Genomic DNA, 23,167 nt, shown 5'->3' on the forward strand with positions numbered 1-23,167 from the left:
TCGTATTGCCCTACAGGGGGTATTTCCTCGTGTATGAGCATTCAGCATACAATTATTTACTTTACAGAACAAGCTTTAAATAATATGAGTAAACCCACTCGTATAACTACTAGTCAGAATGCTATTCGATATAAAGTATATGCGTCATATTAGGTAATGGTTTATTTATATTTTTTACGCGCAATACTTACCTCAAAGTAACGAATGTGCATTTCTTCCACCGTTAGCATATCCATACCTCGTTCAAATCTTTTATGTCTAAGACCCCGGCAGAAAAACCATATAAGTCATTATTTTCTAGGTGCAGGTACTACAGACATTGCTTTTCTGGCTCGGCTCTTCAAGATGCACCTGAATTTTAGGAAATACTCGATATAAGACAGGTCATGACATAATGGCAACGCTCTGTCACAGTGGATCTCGCTGACCATGACGTCACGCACGCGTTACGAAGCCCCACCAGCCTTGAGTTGGCGGTGCAGCGCGGTTTTTTGGGGCCATTGCGCACGGCAAACACTCACGACAACTTCAAACGCAAGGATATTTTCATGAGACGAGGCTTCTCTCGCCGAAACCTGGTGACCGGAACCGCATGGGCTGCGCCGCTTGTGCTGAGCACCGCCGTTATTCCGGCATACGCATCATCATCTGCCGACGACGGCCCCTGCCTAGACCCCGATAAAAGCTACGATATTTTCGCCAAGGATGTGCGCACCGCCGCGCAAAGCCGTGCAGCCGGTGAAAAAGGGTACGAAGAAATTGTGGTTCCCGATTATGCCTCGTATATGCGCTTCTACCTGCGCGGCGGGTCGGGCGGTAGCCTGGCGACACGGTACTCGGAAGCCACAGGATATAACAGAACCGGCGGAACCGCAGGCGGTGGTGCTTATATTCAAGGAACCGTCAAGGTAACACCCGGGCAGCGCATCAAATTCTATGTGGGTGCCAGCGGCGTCGGATATTATGACCGCCCCGCCAAAGGCGGCGAAGGGTACGGTAACGGCGGTTCGTCTGCGGCACTACCCACCGCGCTGGGGTCAGATGTACAGGGCAAGCTGAACAGCCACAGCAATAAGGTTACGGTCTATTCGGGCTCCGGCGGTGGTTCTTCGGCAATCGTTATGGTCGATGCGAAAACTTCCCAAGAAACCGTACTCGCCATCGCTGGAGGCGGCGGAGGCGCAGGCGCACGCGGGCTCACACACGTCCTTTCTTACGGGGGAACCTGGATAACAGACGACCCAAAGTCCTATAAAACCTCTGATCTATATATTGGTCAGGGAGGCTACGGAGGCACTGACTTTGTGTCCGAAGGGTTGGGGCGCTCGGGGCAGGAACGTTACTATCAGCACTACGACGCCGAGATTCTGATTCCATCCGGGTCGAATGGCAGCAACACGGCTGGCGGCTCCGGCGGCGCCCTCGCCACTATCACGGGAGATAAAGAGCTGACCTTTTCCTCAACCTCACGAACAGAGATTCATACCGGAAATACCGCAGGCAAATCCGGGGGCTCTGGACCCAACGGCAACGGGGCTGACGGCGTTGTTGCCTACGGGTATGCGCTCAATACTGCAGGCAACACAAGCGATGACCGCAATGGTATCGGATACATTGTTTCCGGAGGGGGTGGCGCGGGCTACGGTGGAGGCGGATCCGGTTCGGCGGTGGCTGCCGCATCCGAAAATCCCGTGTATATGTATGATGATGCCGCATTCGTGGGCGTTGCCTCGGGAGGAGGAGGCGGCGGCGGAAACTTTGTGTCTCCCGATGTACTCAACCCCTATGTTAATGCTGAAGGCGGGGCAGAATGGCGGGGAGAAATCAGGGACGGCACAATTACGTATTCTTTCTGCCCATCAGATCCGAATAAGCAGCCCGACCCACCTTCCCCCGAAAGCCCAGAATACTGGGCATAGCTAGCGCGGAACTCGTAGCCTCAAGGCACCTGCACCACTGTGGGGCGCTCGCATCCTGTTCAGATGCGAGCGCCCCATAGGTGCATTCTGCCTCAATAAATTTTTGGGCGGGCCGCTGCTGTTTTACCTAAGAGCGCAGGTCTGCGGCTGTATAGTGGGTGGATGCGTATTTGGTCTGCCCACCCGTCCCTTCTTGACCGTCGTGCCCTGATCGCGTGCTGGCGTGAGAGCTTGCTTGCGCAGAAAGTGCTGCGCGGGCTCACCCGAGGGTACACGAATCACCCGCAGCTCATTCGGTTTCGTGCGCATTCTCAGCCGGTAGAGGCTATTGGGTCTTATCTGCATGGGCTCGCCGATGAGGCGCATCTGCGCGGGTACTACTTCAACCGTTCGCTGATCGCCGCTGAGCGGGGTAAGAACCTGAGCTCTATTCCCGTGACCGAGGGTCAGCTTGCCTATGAATTGAGCTTTTTAGCGCACAAAGTTGCCGGGCGAGATGTCGATTGGGAGCCTATTCTTACCGAGCGTCTCGCGAAATTCGCCCAGGCCGGTAAGCCCGCAGTGCACCCCGTGTTCGAGGTAGTCCCCGGCAATATAGAGGCTTGGGAGAAGACCAAGGAGTTCTAGTCGGAGCGCTTTATGCCGAGGCAGGAACCTCTAGCAGCGGAACCCACAGTTCCATCGTGTAGTCTGCCGCCTGCATATCGCCGCGACCGTACACCTCCAGGCCGCCTAGCGGGCGGTACTGTGGATGCGCCGGGAAGAACTCACGCTCAAAGCTCTCAAAACCTGCCGGAATAGACCGCGAAATCGACCCGATAATCTCAACCACCGCGTAGGTGCTCTCGGGAAGGTCCAGCAGACCCAGCCCAAGTTTATGCGCCGAGGCACGGTCATCAACCAAAATACCGGCCGTGTAGCGCACGAAACCGTCGGTACTGGGTTGGGTGCACACGCCAATGTACTGGGTGACCGCCAGAATATCGAGCATCGCCGGGGATGCCTTTTGATTTAGCTCATCCCACAGCGGCGTGAAATCATCCCCCAGCTTATACACCTGGGAGACTCCCGCCACCAGCAAAGAGCCGTGTTTTTCAATGCGCGCGGGTGAAACCGTTACGGGCGCCTGTACGGACTCGCTCATGAGATACCAGCGTGGGTGCTCTGGCGATCAGCCGCGCATTCGGGCACGCAGCGGCGTTTCGCATCATCGGTGGCGCATTCGGGGCATAGGAGCACAAGTTCGCGGCAGCTCTCATTCGAGCAGTTCTCGAACTTATTGGACGGTGCCGAGCAGCGCTCGCACTGGCCGATCGTGACGGTATCCGGGGTGAACTCCATGTGCATGCGCTTATCGAACACGTAGAGCGAGCCCTCCCACAGGGACTTATCGCCGTACTTTTCGCCGTAGCGCACAATACCGCCGTCGATCTGGTAGATCTCTTTAAATCCGCGGTTCTTCATGAGGGCGGAGAGGATTTCGCATCGAATACCGCCGGTGCAGTAGGTGACGACGGGCTTATCCTTCAGATCGTCATACTTACCGGACTCGATCTCACGAATAAAGTCGTGGGTGGTGCGAACATCGGGCACCACAGCGTTCTTGAACTTACCGATTTTAGCCTCGAATGCGTTACGTCCATCGAAAAAGACGACTTCATCGCCGCGTTCTTCCACGAGCTTGTTCACCTCTTCGGGTTTGAGGTGCACGCCACCGCCGACCACGCCGTTTTCGTCTACTTTGAGCTCGTCGGGAGCGCCGAACGCCACGATTTCATCGCGCGCTTTGACCGACAGACGGGGAAAATCTTCGGCACCGCCCTCAGACCATTTGAATTCCATGTTCTTGAAGCCGGGGTACTGGCGGGTTTCTTTGGTGTACGCCTTAACCGCGCTGATTTCGCCGCCGAGCGTGCCGTTAATACCGTGTTTGGAAATGAGGATGCGCCCGCGCAAACCGAGCTTCTCGCACAGGGCACGCTGCCAGAGCATGACCGCCACGGGGTCGGTTATGGGGGCAAACTGGTAATACAAGATAATTCGATTCTGAGCCACCCTCCTATTTTACGCTTTCTGGGTACATCGTGTGTGCCGTGGCTGCGGCGCTCGTCCCGTAATGTGGCCGATAATCCTTGTTCTCCCGCGGGATGCGCCCGCGATGATGGGTGCATGTGGTTTCTTCACCATGAGGTATGTCTCGTCGTTTTTCTGCCCCATTGCACCGGCTGATTTCGCCGTTTTCTGGTAGCGAATACCTTCCTGCTGGGGCGAGTGGAACATACCGGGCGCCCTGCGATTGCCAACGCCGGTTTACCGTACCCGAAGTTTTACAATGGTGTGATGCGCCCCGAACCTTCCTGCGACTCCCCGGCTGATGAGCACCCCGGATTCTCCCCTGCCTCGCGCCCCGATGAGAACCTTCGCGAGCAGTTGAGCAGGCTCATGCCCAAGCTCCCCGACGACGGCTCGCTGCCCCCGCAAATCACCCATGTGCACCGCATCCCCGCACGTGAAGGGCAGTATTCGCCGTGGCCGCACTGGCTGCACCCGCGCGTGATTGAGGCCTTCGAATCGCTGGGCGTGCACAAACCGTACACCCACCAGGCGCAGGCGGCACAGGCAGCGCATTGTGCCTTCGATGCTGCACTCGCCGAAGACGCGCACCGGCTCTCCTTCGGGCGAGCATCCGGGCAGGGGCACGATGAGTCGGGCACAACGGCGCGGCATGTGATTGTGGCGACCGGGACCGCATCCGGAAAATCGCTGAGTTACCTCATGCCCGCCTTCGATGCCCTCTACCGCGGGGCGCACCGTGAACCGCTCAGCACCACGGCAGCAGATACGAGTTCCACGGGATTCCATCAGAGATCGAACGTTCTATATATTTCACCGGCGCGGGCACTCTCAGCCGACCAGCTCAACGCCATCACCGCCTATCATCTTCCCGGGCTCAACGCCGCCACCTATGACGGCGACACCCCGGCGCAGGAGCGGCGGTGGGTGCGCGAACACGCTAATTTTGTGCTCACCACCCCGGATATGCTCAACTACGGAATTCTGGGCAACCACCGGCAATGGGCGAACTTCCTGCGCGGGCTGCGCTATGTGGTGCTTGACGAAGTGCACAGCTACCGCGGCGTGTTCGGCGCACATATCGCCAATCTGCTGCGCCGCCTACGCCGAGTCTGCGCGCTCTACCGCGTAAATCCGGTGTTTTACGGAGCATCCGCCACGAGTGCGAACCCTGCCGAGTCTTTCGCCAAGCTCATTGGAGTGCCCGAGGGGAACGTTGACGCGATTACCACATCGACCGCACCCCGCGGAGAATCCACCGTCATCCTGTGGGAACCGGAGTTCCTGCCCAATACGCAGGTGACCGATAAACTCGCCGCCGGCGCGAGGGCCTTCGACACCCGTTCCGAGGCGGAAAAGCAGGCGCCGCAGCGTATCTCCGCTATCGAACAGGGCGCGCAGATGCTCACCGACCTGGTACTCTCACGCCCCCGCACGCTTGCCTTCACCCGGTCGCGGCGCGGTGCCGAGCTGATCTCTCAGCGAGCGCAGCGCTACCTTGATGAGACCGAGGCGGGGCTGGCGCATCGGGTGGCGGCGTACCGTTCGGGGTATATGCCCGAGGAACGCCGTGAGCTTGAGCATCGGCTGCGCACCGGCGAACTGCTCGGGCTGGCAAGTACCTCTGCGCTTGAGCTGGGTATCGATATTTCCGGGCTGGATGCGGTGCTCGTGGCGGGCTGGCCCGGAACCCGCGCATCCTTTATTCAGCGGATTGGGCGTGCCGGTCGCGGGGGTCAGGATGCGCTCGCCGTGCTTATCGCCGGGGACGATCCGTTGGATACGTACCTGGTGCATCATCCGCAAGCGATTTTTGGGCGGAGCGTGGAGGCTACCGTATTCGACCCAACGAACCCTTACGTGCTTTCGCCGCATTTGTGCGCTGCCGCGGCGGAGTCTCCGCTACGTGCCGAGGAGCTTTCCCTGTTCGGCGAGCATACTGAGGCTCTGCTTAACCGGTTGGTGCAGCAGAATTATCTGCGCCGCCGGGCGGACGGCTGGTATTGGACGCACGCGGAGTCGGCGACGAATCTGGTGGATCTGCGCGCCACCGGCGGTGGTCCCTATCAGCTGATTGATGCCGAGGATGGTTCGCTGATCGGCACGATGGATTCGGCGCAGGCAATGACTCAGGGACACCCGGGAGCTATCTATATTCACCAGAACGCCCAATACCTAGTGGAGTCCTTGGATGAAGCGGCGCGCGTTATCCTGCTCTCGCGGGTGTACCCCGACTATTACACGCGGGCGATTGAGGCGACCGAGGTGAAGATTTTGCAGGAAAAGGCGGGTGTGCGGTACGGGTTCGACGGCGCCCAGCCCGATACTGCTGGTCTGACGATGCACCGCGGGCGGGTTCAGGTGACCGATCAGGTTATGGGCTTTCAACGGTTTTCGGTGTACGGCAGTGAGTACCTGGGCGATGAGCCGATGGAGATGCCGCCGAGCATCCTGATGACCGAGGCTATCTGGTTTACCTTTGAGCCGAGCTACCTGTTTGCCGCCGGCATGGCTGAGCCGGATGCACCCGGCACCCTGCACGCCGCAGAACACGCCGCCATCGGCTTACTACCACTGATTGCGACCTGCGACCGCTGGGATTTAGGCGGACTCTCCACCCTGTACCACGCCGATACGGAACGCCCCACCATCTTCGTATACGATGCAGCACCCGGCGGAGCAGGCTTTACCCAGCGCGGGTTTGAGGCGGTTCGCACCTGGCTGGGCGCAACCCTGGACGCTATTGATTCCTGCGGATGCGAGAGCGGCTGCCCCTCCTGCGTGCAGTCCCCCAAATGCGGCAACCGCAACGAACCGCTCTCCAAGGCGGGCGCACAAAACCTGCTGCGGGCAATGCTGCACTCACTCGATGACGCAGAACGGGACATGCTGTAAGGCTAGAGCATTCCACAAGGTCTGGCTAACACACCCTTCGGGGTCATCAACCGGATTTTATGGGTTCCCCGGTTCTTCAGCAGTTCGGTCGGAGGGGGTGTTTTCGGGGATCTCGTCGCCGGATAGTCCCTCATCGGGTGCACCCGCCTCAGAGTCCGGATGCGGCGCCCCGGCGCGCGATGTACCTTGCGCATCGCCGAGGAAAGCAAACGGTCCGTGCACGGCAGAGTTCACCCGAATATCCACGGTTTCGGGGCGATCCGCGAGGGCGCACCCCACCAGATTGGCGTTATTATCGCGGACTACTTGGGCGGCAACATCGCAAGGGTCCCCAGGGGTGATGCCACGCAGCGCATCCGCCGCGGCGAGCGCCGCCAGGTCTGCCGCCTGCGCCGCCCGCCGATTCGCCGTGCTTACCCCGGCAAAACCGATGATGACGGTTGCCAGGATCAGCAGGGCAGCGATCATGCCTACCGCGAGTACGGTGCCGCTCCCCTCCTCAGGGTTTTCGGTCGGCTGTGGCCGATCAGCCGCCTCGCACTGCGGTTTGGCAAACGGCGGCACGCATGCATTCCAGATGAAACTGGGCGTGACCATGTTTATTCGCCGCCAGCCGTCGTGGCGTTATCCGAGCTGCCCTCAACCCGTGCGGTCGCGGTGGCCTGCAGCCTCCAGCCGGTTACCGAGCCGATAACCCCCGGTGCCGCACGCTCCACCTGAACCCGCACCTGCCGCGCCCCCGAAGTTTCTTCCACGGTCTGTACCTGCAGGTTAATGTTGGGGTCTATCCGCGAAACTTCATGCTGTACGGCGGCGAGGTTGTCTCCCCGGGCGAAGGCGCGTGCCGCGACTCGCGAGGATTCTTCGAGTCGCGACTGGGCTATGCCTACCGCTGCCGCTGAGAGACAGAGCGCGAGCACTGCGATCACGGCGGGCAGAGCGACCGCGAATTCGGCAGTCACGGCACCTTCATCACGCGCGCGTAACCGCCAGGCGCGCATCATGCGGTGTATAAGCCTCATAGACGTTCCTTTCGTCGGGTTTGGGCAACTCTCGCGGTTTTCACGGGTAGTACCGGGTTTAGAAAAGCCCAAAGGTCAGCCCAGAACCGCCCGTTGCAAGGGCGTTCTTGACCATATCTACGAGCATGCCGCGAATCTCGTCGGACTTGAGAATGGCGACCAGCAGACCGGCAAAACCTACGGCGGCGAGCATTACGATGCCGTATTCGGCGGTGCTGGCGCCCTCCTCCGGGTCGTTTTCGTCCGCGTATTCAACCTCGTCGGTGGGCGAGGTCATCTCGTGCAGTTCGGCGGCTTCATCCGTGCGAATTCCCGCGAAGAGTTCCTCGTGTTCGCTCAGGGAACGGCATTCTGCGGCGCATTTATCGAGGGTACAGCCGGCGGCGAGCGCCTGCGCTAGTTGTTGGGCAAGATGCGGTTCAAGCTGCTGCAGGTATATGTTCGTGTATTCGTCGAGTGCCTGCCCTAAAAGTACGGGGTTCTCTTCCGTGCGGGCATAGGCCTCAAGGCATTCCTGAGTGCTCCGGTGCGTGGTGTGCAGAGCGGGAGCAGAGTGTACAACAGTCATCATTGTTTCCTTTCATATAGTGTTATTTGATAATTTTTGTGGGTAGATTTGGTGCAACGTGCCCCGGGGCGAAGCTCACCGGGTTCAGGCCAGCAGCCCCGGAAGAAGCGAGATCACAATCGGTATGATTCCGCAGCAGATAAAGGCCGGAAGCGAGCACAGTCCCAGCGGAAGAACCAGCGCTACGGCGAGCTTTGCGGATGCGCGCTCTGCCGCCCGGCGTTCCTCAAGCCGGTAGGTTGCCGCGCAGTGCCGCAGCAGTGCCGAGCTGGGTGTTCCCGCCGAATACGCCGGTGCCAGAATCCGAGCCAATTCCCGCAGGAGCGGATGGTCGTAACCGTCCCAGGCGGCCTGCCAATCGGCGCTTACCGTCAGGGTCAAGGTGATGTGCTCAAGCGCATCGCTTATCGCTCGTTCTTCATGGGCGAGTGCCCGGCCAAGAGCCTGTAAGGCGCCGGTAAGACCGAGCCCCGCACGCAATTGTGCGGCAAGAAGCTCAAGCATCAGTGCCGGATCCAGCGGCTCAGTCTCTGCAGAACCGCTAAACCCTGCCGGTTCTTTCTGCGGTTTCTTTTCTCTTCGGCGCCGCCTAGTTCCTTGAGCGCGGGCATTCTTCTGCGCGGGTTCCTCGGCCAGCACGGAGCTGCGTTCGGCCCGGTGCACAAGCCGAGCCGTCCAGCGCCTCCCAAGAAGCGCCAGCGTAATACCCAAAAAACCAGTCAGCAGACCAGCCAGCGAACCGGTCAGCGCGCCGACGGGATCTGTTCCCATCAGCCAGCCCATCGCCAGCCCGATAAACGGCAGCCACGACAGTATCTTGCCGGTCGTTTTCGGCCCCGTCAGCGCACTTTCTCGCCCGAGAAGAGCATCTAGATGTTCTTCGGCGTGTTCGGCCGCAGCACGTAGGGTCTGCGCCAGAGGTGCGCCGGTGGTTTCGTTCATACGTAAGCACAGACCGAGTTCGCGGATGCGCTCCCGGCTGTGTACCCGCCGCGCGCTAAGGGCACCCAGGGTTGTTCCCGCCGCGAAACCAAGCTGTTCTTCACGGGCCAAAGTGTCTAATAACTCGTCAATATCGTCTTGGGTTTGCCGGTATGCCCGCTCACGTCTGCTGCCCGTCAGCCGGTGCAGCACCCGGCGAAGGAGCGAGGACTTTTCGGGTTCGTTCCCATCAGCGTTCCCCATTTCCCGACTTTGTGCTGCGAAACCGTGAACCGTAAGGCCACCAGTGCCAGGCGGATGCCGGGTACGGTTTTCAGCCGTTGCCTCGCGCAGGCTCAGGCCCGCATCCAGGGTTGCAGATATACCGCGCAACGCTTGCGGCCATAGACGCATCTCGGTTGAGGTTGGTGGAGTCGGCGGGATAAGCCTTTGAAACCGTGTCTTTAGCCGAGGCTGTGTTGTGGCGGGCAGATACTCGCCAAATGCCATGCTGTCGCCTGCGTTTTTACGCGCCTTTCTCTGAGACGAACCGGCGGCGCGCGTCTTATGATGCACCATCAGGCTCATAGTTCCTCCCCTTCCTGGCTACTACGGTCGGTTTGTTCCCGTGGTGCGGTTGTGTAGGGCGGAACATCAGAATCGGTGCGAACCCCGGGGTCGTATCCATAGGTACATGCGGTCGGTGTAGTCTGCGTTTCGGGGGTTGCGCCACGGTGTTCGTGTGCGGGATGCGCGGCTGTCGGGTACGGCTGGGCAGCGTGCGTATCCGGTGAAATAGCGTCCGTGGGAGAGCTCGGCGGTAAGTTTTCCCCGGTCTCCTCCGACAGGGCGCCACCCGCCGAATTGTCTGCCGTTGAACCTCCGTCCGCCAAGAGTTCACCCGCAGACTCAGGCCCGCACGGCGTTACCACCAGCGCATCCTGGCGCAGGTCAAGCCGGTAAATTCCAGCGATCCGCCGCACGCCCTGCACCTGTTCCAGGTGAATAATGCGGTCAAATGCGGTAGAAGCGTGGAGGGCAACGGTGCGTTCATCCAAACCGGCGAGCGCCCCCAGCGCGGCAAGACGATGCGGCACAGCGAACGCGGAATTCGCGTGCAGCGTTGTGCCTGCGCCCTGGTGCCCGGTGTTCATGGCGTTAAGCAGGTGCAGGATTTCAGAGCCGCGACACTCCCCCACCATGAGCCGATCGGGTGCCATGCGCAGGGCTTGCACCAGCAGGTCTCCCAGCGTGATCTCTCCGGCGCCTTCGGCGTTCGCGGCACGGGTTTTGAGGCTCACCGTATGCGGATGCTGCGGGCTCAGTTCCAGGGTATCTTCCAGGATCATGAGGCGTTCCCAGGCTTCGCATTCGCCCAAAAGCGCGTTGAGAAGCGTGGTTTTTCCGGTACCGGTTCCCCCGCTGACGACAAAGTTCTGCCGCCGCGCAATCATGGTGCGCAAGGCTTGCTCGGTCGCCGCATCAAACATGCCGCTTTCGCGGAGCGCGGTAAGTGTCAAACAGCTTTGGGCGGGCAGACGAATAGACAGGTGTGTGTTCTCGACCAGCGGCGGAATGACCGCGTGAATACGCCGACCGGAGTCGTCGTGCACGTCGTCTGCCGGATGCGCCGCATCGAGCCTGCCGCCGTGCGCCCTAATGAGACGGTTGGCGAGTTGGCGTACCTGCGCCTCAGTCTCGAAGGTGAGGGTTACCGGTTGGGTTTGTCCGTGCGCCTGAACCCACACATCCTGAGGAGAATTCACGTAAATATCGGTGATTCCGGGAATATGTGTGAGGGTTTCAAGCGCCCCTAGGCCGTAAAGTTCGGCGTGCAGACAGGACAGCGCACGCGATACAAGGTCGGGCTCGTTCTCGGCAGGAAAATCGTGGTTTTCGTCCCCGTACATGTCCTCTTCGCAGGCCTGCTGCACCGCTAACGTTAGGTCTTTACTCGACCACAATCGGGGATTTTCGCCGTCTGCCGAAGCAGCAGGTGAAGCCTGATCGGTCTCGGCGTGCGGACTGGGTGGGCGCGCCAGCAGATAGGTGAGGGCATGCCGGGCGATGCGCCGCGCACGGTGATCCTCAAACACCGGAATAGGCGTGAGCCCCAGGCGTTCTCTCGTCTCGACTGAAAAGTCGGGTGCCATCAGCTCTTGAGGCGGCATGCAGGTGCCAACAATCGAGAGGGTTTCGGGCGGGGCATAGTTTCCGCAGGCGACGAAGTCTGTTTGCTCGGGGGCAAACCCGTCGGTGCCTGCTGTCCCGGCACTGCTCGATCTGTGAGCGCTGTCGGCACCGCGAGAGAACGCCCGGAAAACGCCGTGTTCTGCCGTTCCGGTTCGAAATACTGCCTGAGGTGAAGGAGGTAAAGCTGCCATACCCCTATTTCACAGGTTTTCGCGCATGCGCACGGCAGCCAAGCCGCAGGCTGTGGATAACTTCGCCCTATGGGACAGTTTTGTGCGGTATCCACAGGGCAGGAGGCCATTCCCGTACCATCTCTCCGCCCGCCCAGCGTGCACACCGCGCTTTTATGTCGCTCTATGACGCGCCGCGCTAACCGCGCCACTTTGCGCCCGGCCCATCAATCGCCTTACTCTGTTGCCTTGTCTTCACGAGACGGTTTATGTACCGGGTTATATGCAGACACACCAATGATTGCAGACCCAATGAGCACGGCTGCCAGACACCAGTGACGACGATTCATCTGCCCTCACTCACTTTCGACCGGTGTAACCAGTCCTGTGTTCCCATCGACCCGAATCGTCTGACCCGACACAATATCCTGCGTACCGGATTGAGTGCCAAGTACAGCGGGAATCCCGACCTCGCGCGCAACGATAGCCGCGTGAGAAAGCGGACCTCCGGTATCAGCCACCACGGCGGCAGCCACATTGAACAGTGGGGTCCAGGTGGGATCGGTGTACCGGCACACGAGTATTTCGCCCGGTTCCAGCAGCCCGAACTCTTCCGGCCCGTGGATGACCCGTGCCGTGCCCATCGTCACTCCTGGGCTCGCGCCAACTCCTTTGATGCTGTCCGTCTCGGACCGGTGCTTCCCCCGATCCCACCACAGAGTCTCAGCGGTTGTGCGCTTCTGCTTTCGGCGCGAAATCCTCTGCTGCAGATCGGAGGACGGTTCTTCTGCAAGCAGCGCAGATTCTACCTCATCAAATAGCGCATAGGTTACATCTGAGGGATTCGCCAAGATGCCGCGTTCAACGAGTCGATGTGCGATCTCGTCCATGACCCTACGAGCCTCAACAAACCATTCTTCGATGAGATACAGAGAGCCTTCACGTGCGACATGCAGAGCCCGCAGCGCGGTGACCGTCTTATCCCAACGTTTATGAAGGAACCGTGGCAGTCGGCTGCGCACAAGCTGACGTTTATCGGCCCGATCTGCATCCATGGTGTGCCTGCCACGAATGCCGGCGGCAATCAGTGTGAAAAATGATTCGGGGTTCTCGCCCCAAGACCTGCTTGAATAGGGCAGGTACATGCGCGGTGTGCGCGCCCCAATCCGCGACAGCGTCTGCTGAACCTCTTCGAGAAACGCTGGCCCGTTGGCTTGCTTCGAGAGAGATTCAACCGCGTTATCTGTTTCCACAAGGACGTCGTCGAGACCGAGTTCGCGGGCGCGCTCGCAGAGACGCGAAATCTCACGGTCGATATGTGCCGTCACAAAATCGAGGTTCGCGAATAAATCCTCGGTGGTGACGCTCGGGCCGAGCCGCGCAATTTTCATCATCACATCCGCCTCAGCACGTTTGAACATTAGCGGCATGAGGTAGCGCGAGAAGCGAGCGCGCGTAAGCTCAGCTGCCGCATCAACCGCACGGTGGCTCCGCGCAATCAGATCACGGTCGGTTATACTCTCAAGCGTCCGGTTATCCGCCTGGAATGCTTCAAGTTCATGTTTCCAGTCCAACGAATCTGCATCCCAGTCGGGATTCGCCGACGAAAAGGCCTGTCGAATCGTGCGCGGCAAGTGCGTTACGATGCGCGGCGAAACACGCGGCCACGTTGCGTGAATACTCGCAATCCCATCATCGCTGATGCGGATAACACGATCAACGGGTGGTGTATCCACACCGAAGGAACCGAGAACTTGCTGAACTTCCTGCTGTACCTTGCGCACGGGCATGATGTCCAGGGGATACGGTGCGGGATAATGCTCGATCAGGTCATCACGCATCATCTGCAGAATCTTTGACTTTGCAGGTCCGTGTCCCGAGTCGGTGTTCGACAGATTCGATAAAGATGTAATCGGTCGAGTCTGCAAGAGGTAGAGCTCATCGCCGCATATACCCCACTCGATATCTTGGGGTGCGTTGTAATAGGCGGATACCTGCCGCCCGAGAGCGTGAAGTCGTCGAAGATTGGAGTCTGACAGGCATGAAGCCGCGCGATCATTCGGTGGAACCGGGCTTCTCTTAGTCCCGCCAGTGTGGTCGAGGTCGATGCGTGTCTCTTTATCCCCGATGATCGTCTCGACGGCGTGCCCCTGTGAGTCCAGCGTAAATGTATCCGGGTTGACGTGGGCGGCGACGACGGACTCGCCAAGACCGTAGGAGGCGCTGACGAGCATCCGGTCCGTCATGCCAGAGATAGGATCTGCCGTAAATAAGACGCCCGCCACGTCTGCAGCGACCATTTCCTGCACCACCACGGCAAGTTCCGCCGATTCATGGGAGAACCCGGCTTCTGTGCGGTATGCCACTGCCCGATCCGTCCAGAGGGACGCCCAGCATCGCCTTAGAGCATCGACAACAGACTCTTCTCCCTGCACACCGAGATAGGTATCCTGCTGCCCCGCGAAACTCGCGCTGTCCAGGTCTTCCGTTGTCGCTGATGAACGTACCGCCACAACCGGCGATCCCAGCGCCCGGTAAGCCTCGACAACGGCATCTCGCACGGCACGCGGGACTTCCTGCTTCAGGATCAGCTCTCGTGCAGCGTGAGAGTTCATACCGGTTGCCTCGTGAATAATATCTTCAGCAATCGGTGCGACGGCTGCCCTGTAGGCGTCGGTTGTCACGCAAAATCCTGGCGGCACATTCAGACCGGCGCGATACATCGTTATAAGGTTGGCTCCCTTGCCGCCGACGCTGGCTACCTGAGCGTCCCCAGAGGGATGACCTCGCCGGAACCAGGATATGAACGCGGTCGTCTCTTGTTCGTGTGGAGCCTTCATCGTCCGATCACCGCCTTAATCGTGCTTCGTGTCACTCTTTGTCCTGTCTCAACGGCAAAGCGTTTCTCTATTCTTTTAGAATATCTGCCGCAGCGGTGTTTGGACATAGATTGCTGCCATCGAATTCGCCCTGACATGCAGGGTCGTTCACCGTCGCCTTCGCATATTCGGGGTTCTCTCACCGATAATAGGAATGTGTACATTCTCGTTGTTCCCCTCGATGCGCCCGCCGGCGGTTCGGTCATTCCGCTGGATGCGCATCCCGCGCGTGCCCACACGGTCACGGGAACATCGGGGCATGGTTCCCCATCCTCCCCCGCTTTTTGGGGAGTTTTTCACGTCGAATCTCTCGCCCCGGCGCAACTGACCGGCATGCACACGAAGCTCAACATTCTGCGTGCCGACCGCGTGAGTACCGGGAATCTGCCCGCCTATGTGCGCGAAGTCGAACGTCGCTCTGACCCGCGCATTAACCCCGAGTCGAAGCAACCGCACGCACGCTGGATATGGGCTGACACCCGCACAATTGCGCCTATTCTGCTGCGCAAAGGGGTGCGGGTTCAGCTGTGCCACGATATGCGCCTGGTACAGCGAATTCTGCGCACCGCAAGCACTCACCCGAGCGGGCATGTTCGTTATGAACCTGTTCTCGACCTGGCGCAGGATACTGTCGAAAAACCTGCGGGTAAGCTGCCCGTCGCACGCCAAATTGCCGGTCAGGGCGAGCTTTTCGGGGAAGATTTTTTGACGGCGGCAGAAGAAAATACTGCGTCCGGTCATGAGGCGGCACCACCAACACTGACATCGGCAGATACCGAGTTGGTGCACCGGCATCTTGACGAATTTACCGCGCAGCTGCGGGCGATTGCTACCGGTGCGCATCCCGAAAGGCTGCGGTTATTGGCGGCGGCGGAATCGGCAGGGTCCCTGGTCGCGGCAGAAATCGAATACTACGGAATTCCCTTTGACACCGCCGCGCATGATGCCCATTTGACTAAGATTTTGGGCCCGCGCCCGCCTGAAGGCGAGCATCCCGCCAAGCTGATGGAGCTTGCCGAGCAGATTCGTGCCGACCTTTTCGCGCCCCATCTGAATCCAGATTCCCCGCAGGAACTTTTACGCGCGCTTCACGCCGCCGGGGTGAACGTACCCAGTACCCGCTCCTATGTGCTCAAGGGCTGGGCTGAGGAGACTGCCACGCAGCGGGAACGGCGGTGGGCGCTCATCGAGCCCATCCTCAGGTACAAGAAGTTGTACCGCATCTTTACAGCGAACGGGTGGTCTTGGGCGGATTCCTGGGTGCGCAACGGTCGTTTTCGCCCGCATCTTGAAGTTGGAGGCGCCGCTACCGGGCGGTGGGGCGCATCCGGCGGCGGGGCTCTGCAGCTTCCCGCTGAGATCCGTTCGGCAATTCTAGCGCCCGAAGGCGAGGTTTTTCTCGTTTCTGACGGTTCGCAGATTGAGCCGCGCATCCTGGCGGCGCTCAGCCACGACGAGGCGCTGGCATCGGCGGGCCGCGGCACCGATATGTATGCGGGAATCGCCGAACTCGCCCGGCTTGAGGGCGTGGCGCTCACCGAACGCGCACAGGCTAAGGTGGGGCTTCTCGCCATTATGTACGGCGGGCGCAGCGGAGAAATTGGGGCGCTGCTGCCGCATGTTGCCAAGCTTTTTCCGCGTGCGATGGAGTTTACGGAACGTGCGGCGCGCATCGGCGAGGTCGGCGGGCAGGTCACCACCTTTTTGGGGCGCACCTCACCCGCCCCAGATGAACGTTTCAAACGGACGGTCGCAGACCGTTCTACCCCGGCGGCGGAGTCGCGTGCTGTCTCACTTTCGCGCTCTTACGGGCGTATGACCCGCAACTTTGTGGTGCAGGGAACGGCTGCGGAATGGGCGCTGTGCTGGATGGGCAGGGTGCGTTCGCGTCTGCTGACCGAGACGGTTTTCGGCATGCCTATGCGCACCAAAATTGTCTATTTTCTGCACGATGAGCTGCTGCTGTGCGGCCCCAAGCTTGAGGCGGAGCGTGTCGAGAGGATTCTGCGGGAGTCTGCTGCAGAGGCGGCGCGCCTGCTTTTCGGGACGGTGCCGGTGGAATTCCCGGTCTCAGTGACGGTCACAACCAACTATGCCGAAGGTAAATAGGTCCACGCCGCCTACGCTCGTTTCTCTTCCCTCCCGCGAGCCTTTAGACACCCGCCAACGGCTGCTTACCCAGATGCGGGCGCAGGTTTAAGTACCGAAGCATCCCACGGTACTGTCCAGGTGAGCGCATCAAAAATCTTATCGAGCACGATCGCGGTGAACCCCCACACGGTGAACTCGACCCGCGCATCACCGCCAGAGTGCACGACCTCAAACGCCGGGGTTTTATGGGTTATGCGCCCGCGCTTCACATATGCCGTATGCCGGTTGGCGGGGTTGAGCAAATCTCGCACGGGCACCCGCGCAATCAGGGCAGACTCGTTCGTATCGACCACGCCAACCCGCGTGGGTGAAGCCCACCACCCCAGCACCGGGGTCACCCTGAAATCGCTCACGGCAAGCGGCAGGGTCGGCAGCTCCCCCAGAATTTCAACACCCGCAGGGTCAAGCCCGGTCTCTTCCACGGCCTCGCGCAGGGCGGCGATGCGCCCTACTGGAACCCCCTGCTGGCGCGCCAGTTCGTAATCCTCGGGGTCGATTTTGCCGCCCGGGAATGCAGGCTGACCGGCGTGTGAGCGCAGAGTATCCGCCCGCACCAAAAGCAGAACGTCCAGGTTCTCGCCCACGCACTCTGGGCATCCGTCAAAGTCTGCGGATGCGCTCGGTTCATCATCGAGTACCCCGAAGAGAACGAGCACTGCCGCCTCTTTGGAGAGGGTACTGTTGGGCGCGTACCGCATGAGGGAGTCTATGTTGACATCGAGTTTTCCTGCGGCAAGGTTCGCGAGTGCATCGCGGGCTTGTTCGGCGGCGGTGTTCAGGGTGTTAGGCACTCAGCGGGTATCCTTCGGCGTGCAGTTGGCGGCGTGTGGCACCGGTGAGGAAGCGCAGGTGCAGGCGTTCACGACCGGGGGCCATTTCATATTTCATGAGTTTACGTGCTTTGATTTCGTTCGTCTCGCCTTCGCCCCATGATGGGCACAGGTCGGCGATGGGGCAGACTCCGCAGGCGGGTTTGCGGGCGTGGCAGATGCGCCGCCCGTGGTAGACCATGCGGTGTGAGAAGTCGGTCCATTCGCGCGGTTCGATAAGCTCGGCAACGTCGTGTTCGACTTTGACGGGATCGTCTTCGGTGGTGAGCCCCATGCGGCGTGCGAGCCTGCCGAAATGGGTATCGACGGTTAGCCCGGGTACCCCGAAAGCGTTGCCGAGTACCACGTTTGCGGTTTTGCGCCCGACTCCTGCCAGTTTCACCAGTTTATCGAGTGTTCCGGGCACTTCTCCGTCGTAGTCGTCTGTGAGCTGGCGGGCGAGTTTGACGATAGATTTCGCTTTGGCGCGGTAGAACCCGAGGGATTGAATATAGGGTTCGACCTCTTCTTCGGTGGCGGCGGCGAGGGCGGGCGCATCCGGGTAGCGGGCGAAGAGCGCCGGGGTTACCTGATTGACGCGCACATCGGTAGTTTGCGCCGAGAGCACTGTGGCGATCAGCAGTTCAAAGGCGTTCGTGAAGTCGAGTTCAGCCACGGCGTAGGGGTAGGTTTCACCCAGGATACGGTTGATTTTGCGGGCGCGGCGCACGGTGGCAAGGTGACTTTCGGGGGCTTTGGCGAGTGCTTTCGCGCGGCGGCGTGCCGCCTGTGCCGCCTCAAACTCGGGCACGGTGCGAATGCTTAGCAGCTCACGTTCTTCCTCGGTGAGCTGTAGATCTGGGTCTGTGTCGGTGGTGCTTTTCGGTGCGGATGCGCTCATAGCGCGAGCCTACCGGTTTTTGTCTGCTTTTCCCAGCTAGGGGTACCGAAGTTCGCCGTTACCGCACAGTTTCTGCTGCTTTTGAGCGAGTAAATATGCCACACTAGGGGTATGTCTGCAACGATTTTTGTTCTGAACGGCCCTAATCTGAATCTGCTGGGGCAGCGTCGCCCCGAGGTCTACGGGTACACGACCCTGCACGATATTGAACTGATGGTGCGCGAGCGCGCCGCCCTGCACGGCTTCGATATTGAGTTTATGCAGTCCAATCATGAGGGTGTGCTGGTGGATGAGATTCAGCGTGCACGCACCCGTGGCGCGGCGATTATTATCAACCCGGCGGCGTACACGCACACGTCGGTGGCGCTTCACGATGCGCTGGAGGCCGCCGAGCTGCCCGTCGTCGAGGTCCACCTCTCGAATGTGCACCGACGCGAGGAGTTTAGGCATCATTCGTATGTGTCCCCGCAGGCAACAGCGGTGATCGCCGGGGCAGGCGCCTACGGGTACGTGATGGCGGTAGATTTCTTAGCGCAGCACCTAGAGTCGGAGTAGACTTCTGCGTTAATTGAAGCACCCGGATGGGTTACGTTCTGTTCTAGGGGTAGCTACGATTAACCAATCTACATTTTTCGATTCCACAGCGGGAGGGTGTACCCACCCCTGAAGGACTTCTTAAGGAGGACACATGAAGATCGCTCTTGTAGGTGCCACCGGAACAGCTGGTCGCGCCACCGCTCACGCCGCCCAGCAAGCAGGTCACGAGGTCATTGCTCTCTCTCGTGCCACAGGCGTCGATCTGCATACCGGAGAAGGACTAGCTGAGGCTCTGAACGGCGCCCAGGTGGTCATTGACACGTCCAACGCTTTTCCTGCAGACCCCGCGGCCAGCCTGGTTGATACTTTTTCAGACGTTACCAAAACCCTAGAGAAAGCCTGCCAGCATGTTGGGGTACAGCATCTGGTTCACCTTTCCATCTGCAATATTGACCACCCCGCATTTGATGATTTTGACTACTATCTCGCCAAGCGAGCGCAGGAGAAGGTTTTAGAAGACAGTTCCCTTCCGCACTCCATCGTCCGTTCTGCGCAGTGGATGGAGTTTGCTCTTAACCCTGCAGCCGTCACACAGACCGAGACCAACGTGAAGGTTCAAAACTGGCTGATTCAACCCATCGCTGTGGAGACTGTGGCTAAGGTACTTGTTCAAACTGCGACCGAAAGCCCGCGCAACCGGCAGATCGCTGGACCCGAGCAAATTTGGCTTCCAGAACTGACCCAAACCTACCTGCACGCCATAGGTGATCGTCGAAAAGTAAGCGTTGTAGATCCTGTCTTAGATGCGCTCGCTGAGGGTGTTCTGCTTGCCCCCAAGAATGCAGAGTTACTTGGGCCCACGGTCGCTCAGTGGGCGGAGGATCAGACACCCACAAACAGGTGACGTATTGGCACAGCATCTAGAGTCTGAGTAGAACCGAGAAGGTTCGTCGTAGAGCCTCAGCGCCGAGCGGTGGGGCGGGCACACAAAGGTGCCTCACGCATCCAATGGTAAGGATACGTGAGGCACCTTATATCTTGGTTGTCATCGCACAGTTACCCAGCGATAACATTATGCGTTTATCGTGTTACAGCAGTTAGTTCTTGCAGGTTCCGGTCGCCACGGAAGCGGTGTTGCTGCCGCCAGCCTCAAGCGCCTGCTTCAGGGTGGATGCGGTTATCGCATAGCCGGTCTGCCCCGTGCTGCTTTCACCATCGGGAGCTTTACCGAAGACCACGCCCACAACGTTACCGTTTTCGTCAAGAACAGGACCGCCGGAGTTACCGTGCTGCACATCTGCGGCAAGCTGGTAGACCTGGCGCATCGGGTTAGGCTTACCGGTCTCTACATCAATGGTCTGGGTATTGCCCACACCCTGCACGGTCGCAGGGAGCGCCTTGAACGGTCCACCCTGGGGGTAACCCATGAAGGTTACGGTCTCGCCAGGATTAGCGTTCCTGCCGATCGGCAGCGGATCCAGGTTCATCCCGGGCACGCGGATAAAGGCAAGATCCTGGGCGGTATCCATATAGACGACCTCGCCCTGCCAGGTGCGCCCGCGCTGATCCCTCACCATAGGCGAGTTCACGCCCGAAAGCACGTGTGCGTTCGTTGCGATAAGCCCATGATCCACCACGAACCCGGAACCGGTTGAAGTGTATCCGCACTGTTCGGCGGCGCCAAGAATCTGCACTACAGAGGCAGAGGCGTTATTGAGCGCCTCCGTCTCTACACCCTGGGTTGGTGCGCTGGTTTCCGGGGCGATCAGCTGGCGCACCTCGGGAATAGTGCCGGATGCGAGCACATCGTTACGAATATTTTCGATACCGTTGCGCAGACCATCCGGAGTGTTCTCGACCATCCATGAGAGGGTCTTTGAGTTGTTCAACGCGGCGTTGAACTGCGGCAGGGGTACGGTGCGCATCGTGAGCGTCAAAACCACGAGCACAAGCGCGCAGGCGGCAACATTGAGCACGCCGCCAAAGAAACGTTCCACGCCTTTAAGCGGGGTTATATCTGTGACGCGGCGCAGGCTGCGGCCGCCAATGAGTCCCAACCATTGCCCCAGCGTTAGGCAGAGGATCAGGATACCGATAGCGGTAATCAGCCCCCATTTGGATCCCACAGCCGCAACGGCGAGCGGGATGAGCCACGCGGCGGCGCATACGCCTAGAGCAAGACCGATGAAGGTGCCTAGCGTGGTGAAGAAACCGCTACGCAGACCGGCAATGAAATAAAGCACGAGAATGACAGGAATAATAATGTCAAGGGGGCTAAAAGTTGCTGGCATGAGCGTCCTCCTTGGTGAATACATAAAATGCGGTGAATCCGCACGGCGCGTCCGGAAGGCACGCCTGAGCATGAGAGAAGTCGAAGAGTTCGTGCGCTGCTCAAAGCCCTCTCACACTGTACATGCTGATGCTAGAGTGCGAAGCTGTGAATTTCTTAAGTTTTCCCCGTAAGCGCAGAAAACTTTTCCTCCTGGATGTTGTTTTTTAGATGCGGAAATAAAAAATATGAGGTACGCTCAGTATTAGTTGAATATGTCACACACCAGCGATGCGGTTCACATCGTATCCGTCTCGCAGATGCGACCGTGTGACGCACAGATTTTCGAGCGAAAGAATCGCCCGCTATCCCACTCAAGGAGTAACTATGGATCTCGATATCCTTCGTCGTTCCCCGCTTTTCGCGACTCTCGATGACGCCGCGTTCAAGCTGCTTACAGACGATATCCAAGAAATTGATTTGTCCCGCAACGCCGTGCTCTTCTACGAGGGCGATCAGGGCGACCAGCTCTTTGCTGTGCTCTCCGGCAAGGTCAAGCTCGGGCGCACCGCCGCAGATGGGCGCGAAAACATGGTTGCACTCATGGGACCCGGCGACGTCTTCGGCGAGATGGCGCTCTTCGACCCATCGCCCCGCTCCACCAATGCCGTAGCGGTTTCCGAAACACGCCTGGCTGCTATCAAGCACGAATCCTTCAAACGTGCACAGCGACAGGATCCCAGCATCTCCGACCAGGTTATCAAAACCCTGGCACGCCGCCTGCGCCATTCCAACGAAGCGCTGGCAGACCTTGTCTTCTCTGACGTCCCCGGTCGCCTCGCTAAGGCTCTCCTCGACCTTGCAGACCGCTTTGGGCGCCCCGCAACCGACGGCATCCTCGTTGCCCACGAACTCACCCAGGAAGAGCTGGCACAGCTTGTCGGTGCATCCCGCGAGACCGTTAATAAGGCACTGGCAGAGTTCGTTTCCCGCGGTTGGATTCGCCTAGAGGCTCGCGCAGTCGTGGTTCTCGATCTGCCGCGACTGCGTCAACGCTCGCGCTAAGCTCTCTGACAGCGCACAAAGTCTTTACAGAAAACCGCATCCGACACGTCGTGTTATACAACGATTTCGGATGCGGTTTTCGTATACCCGTTCCCCTCACATTTACGCAGGCGATAACAGGTGTCCTTTTTCACGAGGCATCTCCTAGTCAGCAACGTAGACGTGCTGCCGGTTCAGGTCCTCACGTTCGGCAATATCGAGCAACGCAGTCGCCATATCTGCCGGGGTAATCATCCAGCCGCGTCGAAGCGGCTTGTGGGCATCTAGCCGATAAGAACCTTTGGGTTTCATCGGCTGAATACGAGGGGCACGCACCGCCGTCCACTGCGCAGTGCTTTCCCACAACACCACGTCCATACGCCGCATATCATCGTAGGTTGCACCCAAAAAGTGCTGCAGCAGCGGCAACACCACCCAGAGCTTGAAGAGCCCTTGATGAGCCCAATGTTCGGCGACCTCCGAAGAGATCACGACCAAACGTGATACCCCATGCTCTTGCATGGCGTCCAGAAGATTCTTTGTCCCGGCAGAGTAAAGGGTTGTCGGCGTTTTCGAGGTGCCAATCCCTACGGTACTGATGACCGCATCTACGCCTTGGAGCCAGGGTTTGAGGGCCTGAGCATCAAGAATATCTACAGCGCCCGTGGTTAGGTTCGGGTGATCAAGCTGAAGATTCTGCGGATTCCGGGCAAGTGCAACTACCTCATGACCACGCGCAAGCGCCTGTTCCACGACCAAACGACCCACGTTTCCGGTAGCACCAGATACTAAAATTTTCATAGTTTTCGACTTTTG

General features: G+C 59.4%; 20 protein-coding genes. 7 read left to right on the forward strand and 13 right to left on the reverse strand.

Annotated features, from left to right (window positions below):
• Nucleotides 1-548: 548 nt before the first annotated feature.
• Both HMPREF2756_RS01240 and HMPREF2756_RS01245 read left to right on the forward strand, forming a co-directional pair.
• Nucleotides 549-1,919, forward strand: coding sequence for a hypothetical protein (locus HMPREF2756_RS01240; protein WP_246825783.1), 1,371 nt, complete (start codon nucleotides 549-551; stop codon nucleotides 1,917-1,919).
• A 162-nt stretch (nucleotides 1,920-2,081) separates the two neighbouring features.
• A complete protein-coding gene (locus tag HMPREF2756_RS01245) occupies nucleotides 2,082-2,546 on the forward strand; it encodes a pyrimidine dimer DNA glycosylase/endonuclease V (RefSeq protein ID WP_070617373.1) in 465 nt (154 codons plus the stop codon).
• Between the two features lie 10 nt (nucleotides 2,547-2,556).
• Here HMPREF2756_RS01245 and HMPREF2756_RS01250 read toward each other — a convergent pair whose 3' ends face one another.
• Genes HMPREF2756_RS01250 through HMPREF2756_RS10885 form a run of 3 tightly spaced genes read right to left on the reverse strand, consistent with a single transcriptional unit; the run spans nucleotide 2,557 to nucleotide 4,199 of the window.
• Entirely contained in the window at nucleotides 2,557-3,063 is a 507-nt protein-coding gene (locus HMPREF2756_RS01250) for a GyrI-like domain-containing protein (RefSeq protein ID WP_070617375.1), read from the reverse strand.
• Nucleotides 3,060-3,974, reverse strand: coding sequence for an oxygen-dependent tRNA uridine(34) hydroxylase TrhO (locus HMPREF2756_RS01255; RefSeq protein WP_048754223.1), 915 nt, complete (start codon nucleotides 3,972-3,974; stop codon nucleotides 3,060-3,062). The genes HMPREF2756_RS01250 and HMPREF2756_RS01255 overlap by 4 nt, the downstream gene beginning before the upstream one ends.
• 9 nt (nucleotides 3,975-3,983) lie before the next feature.
• Nucleotides 3,984-4,199 (reverse strand): hypothetical protein, encoded by a 216-nt coding sequence (locus tag HMPREF2756_RS10885; protein ID WP_246825784.1) that lies wholly within the window; start codon nucleotides 4,197-4,199, stop codon nucleotides 3,984-3,986.
• 162 nt (nucleotides 4,200-4,361) lie between these two features.
• Here HMPREF2756_RS10885 and HMPREF2756_RS01260 point away from each other — a divergent pair, with 162 nt between their 5' ends.
• On the forward strand, nucleotides 4,362-6,887 hold the full coding sequence (locus HMPREF2756_RS01260) for a DEAD/DEAH box helicase (protein WP_070617793.1): 2,526 nt from the start codon (nucleotides 4,362-4,364) through the stop codon (nucleotides 6,885-6,887).
• Nucleotides 6,888-6,944: 57 nt separating this feature from the next.
• Here the strand turns inward: HMPREF2756_RS01260 and HMPREF2756_RS01265 are convergent, their stop codons facing one another.
• From HMPREF2756_RS01265 to HMPREF2756_RS01290, 6 genes are all read right to left on the reverse strand, one after another.
• A complete protein-coding gene (locus HMPREF2756_RS01265) occupies nucleotides 6,945-7,484 on the reverse strand; it encodes an Rv3654c family TadE-like protein (RefSeq protein ID WP_070617378.1) in 540 nt (179 codons plus the stop codon).
• A gap of 2 nt (nucleotides 7,485-7,486) precedes the next feature.
• Nucleotides 7,487-7,909 carry a TadE/TadG family type IV pilus assembly protein gene (locus HMPREF2756_RS01270; protein ID WP_048754224.1) on the reverse strand — a complete coding sequence of 141 codons (423 nt, stop codon included), beginning with the start codon at nucleotides 7,907-7,909 and terminating at the stop codon, nucleotides 7,487-7,489.
• A 58-nt stretch (nucleotides 7,910-7,967) separates the two neighbouring features.
• Nucleotides 7,968-8,477, reverse strand: a complete 510-nt coding sequence (locus tag HMPREF2756_RS01275) for a DUF4244 domain-containing protein (protein ID WP_004005479.1) — start codon at nucleotides 8,475-8,477, stop codon at nucleotides 7,968-7,970.
• A gap of 84 nt (nucleotides 8,478-8,561) precedes the next feature.
• Nucleotides 8,562-9,986, reverse strand: coding sequence for a type II secretion system F family protein (locus HMPREF2756_RS01280; RefSeq protein WP_070617381.1), 1,425 nt, complete (start codon nucleotides 9,984-9,986; stop codon nucleotides 8,562-8,564).
• Nucleotides 9,983-11,782 carry a TadA family conjugal transfer-associated ATPase gene (locus HMPREF2756_RS01285; protein ID WP_070617385.1) on the reverse strand — a complete coding sequence of 600 codons (1,800 nt, stop codon included), beginning with the start codon at nucleotides 11,780-11,782 and terminating at the stop codon, nucleotides 9,983-9,985. The genes HMPREF2756_RS01280 and HMPREF2756_RS01285 overlap by 4 nt, the downstream gene beginning before the upstream one ends.
• 335 nt (nucleotides 11,783-12,117) lie before the next feature.
• Nucleotides 12,118-14,601 carry a PEP/pyruvate-binding domain-containing protein gene (locus HMPREF2756_RS01290; protein ID WP_070617388.1) on the reverse strand — a complete coding sequence of 828 codons (2,484 nt, stop codon included), beginning with the start codon at nucleotides 14,599-14,601 and terminating at the stop codon, nucleotides 12,118-12,120.
• Between the two features lie 195 nt (nucleotides 14,602-14,796).
• On the opposite strand from HMPREF2756_RS01290, the gene HMPREF2756_RS01295 reads away from it, so the two are divergent.
• Nucleotides 14,797-16,749: a bifunctional 3'-5' exonuclease/DNA polymerase gene (locus tag HMPREF2756_RS01295; protein WP_246825785.1), complete on the forward strand. Its 1,953-nt coding sequence runs from the start codon at nucleotides 14,797-14,799 to the stop codon at nucleotides 16,747-16,749.
• 65 nt (nucleotides 16,750-16,814) lie between these two features.
• Here HMPREF2756_RS01295 and HMPREF2756_RS01300 read toward each other — a convergent pair whose 3' ends face one another.
• A complete protein-coding gene (locus HMPREF2756_RS01300) occupies nucleotides 16,815-17,582 on the reverse strand; it encodes an NUDIX hydrolase (protein WP_070617395.1) in 768 nt (255 codons plus the stop codon).
• On the reverse strand, nucleotides 17,575-18,501 hold the full coding sequence (gene nth / locus HMPREF2756_RS01305; RefSeq protein ID WP_070617398.1) for an endonuclease III: 927 nt from the start codon (nucleotides 18,499-18,501) through the stop codon (nucleotides 17,575-17,577). Before nth ends, HMPREF2756_RS01300 begins: the two co-directional genes overlap by 8 nt.
• 111 nt (nucleotides 18,502-18,612) lie before the next feature.
• Between nth and aroQ the strand changes: the two genes are divergently transcribed.
• Nucleotides 18,613-19,056: a type II 3-dehydroquinate dehydratase gene (gene aroQ / locus HMPREF2756_RS01310; protein ID WP_004005487.1), complete on the forward strand. Its 444-nt coding sequence runs from the start codon at nucleotides 18,613-18,615 to the stop codon at nucleotides 19,054-19,056.
• A 133-nt stretch (nucleotides 19,057-19,189) separates the two neighbouring features.
• Nucleotides 19,190-19,942, forward strand: coding sequence for an SDR family oxidoreductase (locus tag HMPREF2756_RS01315; protein WP_070617401.1), 753 nt, complete (start codon nucleotides 19,190-19,192; stop codon nucleotides 19,940-19,942).
• A gap of 193 nt (nucleotides 19,943-20,135) precedes the next feature.
• Here the strand turns inward: HMPREF2756_RS01315 and HMPREF2756_RS01320 are convergent, their stop codons facing one another.
• Complete coding sequence (locus tag HMPREF2756_RS01320; protein WP_070449764.1) at nucleotides 20,136-21,329, reverse strand: MarP family serine protease; 1,194 nt, start codon at nucleotides 21,327-21,329, stop codon at nucleotides 20,136-20,138.
• A 365-nt stretch (nucleotides 21,330-21,694) separates the two neighbouring features.
• Here HMPREF2756_RS01320 and HMPREF2756_RS01325 point away from each other — a divergent pair, with 365 nt between their 5' ends.
• Nucleotides 21,695-22,372, forward strand: coding sequence for a Crp/Fnr family transcriptional regulator (locus HMPREF2756_RS01325; RefSeq protein WP_070617403.1), 678 nt, complete (start codon nucleotides 21,695-21,697; stop codon nucleotides 22,370-22,372).
• Nucleotides 22,373-22,516: 144 nt separating this feature from the next.
• On the opposite strand, the gene HMPREF2756_RS01330 is transcribed toward HMPREF2756_RS01325, so the two are convergent.
• A complete protein-coding gene (locus HMPREF2756_RS01330; RefSeq protein WP_070617406.1) occupies nucleotides 22,517-23,152 on the reverse strand; it encodes an NAD(P)-dependent oxidoreductase in 636 nt (211 codons plus the stop codon).
• Nucleotides 23,153-23,167: the final 15 nt, after the last annotated feature.

Source organism: Rothia sp. HMSC067H10 (assembly GCF_001810635.1).
Taxonomy (GTDB): domain Bacteria; phylum Actinomycetota; class Actinomycetes; order Actinomycetales; family Micrococcaceae; genus Rothia; species Rothia dentocariosa.

Coding starts and splice junctions, on each gene's coding strand:
- HMPREF2756_RS01265 (WP_070617378.1), bottom strand. CDS start 7,484: ATGGTCACGCCCAGTTTCATCTGGAATGCATGCGTGCCGCCGTTTGCC.
- HMPREF2756_RS01280 (WP_070617381.1), bottom strand. CDS start 9,986: ATGAGCCTGATGGTGCATCATAAGACGCGCGCCGCCGGTTCGTCTCAG.
- HMPREF2756_RS01250 (WP_070617375.1), bottom strand. CDS start 3,063: ATGAGCGAGTCCGTACAGGCGCCCGTAACGGTTTCACCCGCGCGCATT.
- HMPREF2756_RS01325 (WP_070617403.1), top strand. CDS start 21,695: ATGGATCTCGATATCCTTCGTCGTTCCCCGCTTTTCGCGACTCTCGAT.
- HMPREF2756_RS01245 (WP_070617373.1), top strand. CDS start 2,082: ATGCGTATTTGGTCTGCCCACCCGTCCCTTCTTGACCGTCGTGCCCTG.
- HMPREF2756_RS10885 (WP_246825784.1), bottom strand. CDS start 4,199: ATGTTCCACTCGCCCCAGCAGGAAGGTATTCGCTACCAGAAAACGGCG.
- aroQ (WP_004005487.1), top strand. CDS start 18,613: ATGTCTGCAACGATTTTTGTTCTGAACGGCCCTAATCTGAATCTGCTG.
- HMPREF2756_RS01290 (WP_070617388.1), bottom strand. CDS start 14,601: ATGAAGGCTCCACACGAACAAGAGACGACCGCGTTCATATCCTGGTTC.
- HMPREF2756_RS01320 (WP_070449764.1), bottom strand. CDS start 21,329: ATGCCAGCAACTTTTAGCCCCCTTGACATTATTATTCCTGTCATTCTC.
- HMPREF2756_RS01240 (WP_246825783.1), top strand. CDS start 549: ATGAGACGAGGCTTCTCTCGCCGAAACCTGGTGACCGGAACCGCATGG.
- HMPREF2756_RS01270 (WP_048754224.1), bottom strand. CDS start 7,909: ATGAGGCTTATACACCGCATGATGCGCGCCTGGCGGTTACGCGCGCGT.
- HMPREF2756_RS01260 (WP_070617793.1), top strand. CDS start 4,362: ATGCCCAAGCTCCCCGACGACGGCTCGCTGCCCCCGCAAATCACCCAT.
- HMPREF2756_RS01330 (WP_070617406.1), bottom strand. CDS start 23,152: ATGAAAATTTTAGTATCTGGTGCTACCGGAAACGTGGGTCGTTTGGTC.
- HMPREF2756_RS01315 (WP_070617401.1), top strand. CDS start 19,190: ATGAAGATCGCTCTTGTAGGTGCCACCGGAACAGCTGGTCGCGCCACC.
- HMPREF2756_RS01275 (WP_004005479.1), bottom strand. CDS start 8,477: ATGACTGTTGTACACTCTGCTCCCGCTCTGCACACCACGCACCGGAGC.
- nth (WP_070617398.1), bottom strand. CDS start 18,501: ATGAGCGCATCCGCACCGAAAAGCACCACCGACACAGACCCAGATCTA.
- HMPREF2756_RS01285 (WP_070617385.1), bottom strand. CDS start 11,782: ATGGCAGCTTTACCTCCTTCACCTCAGGCAGTATTTCGAACCGGAACG.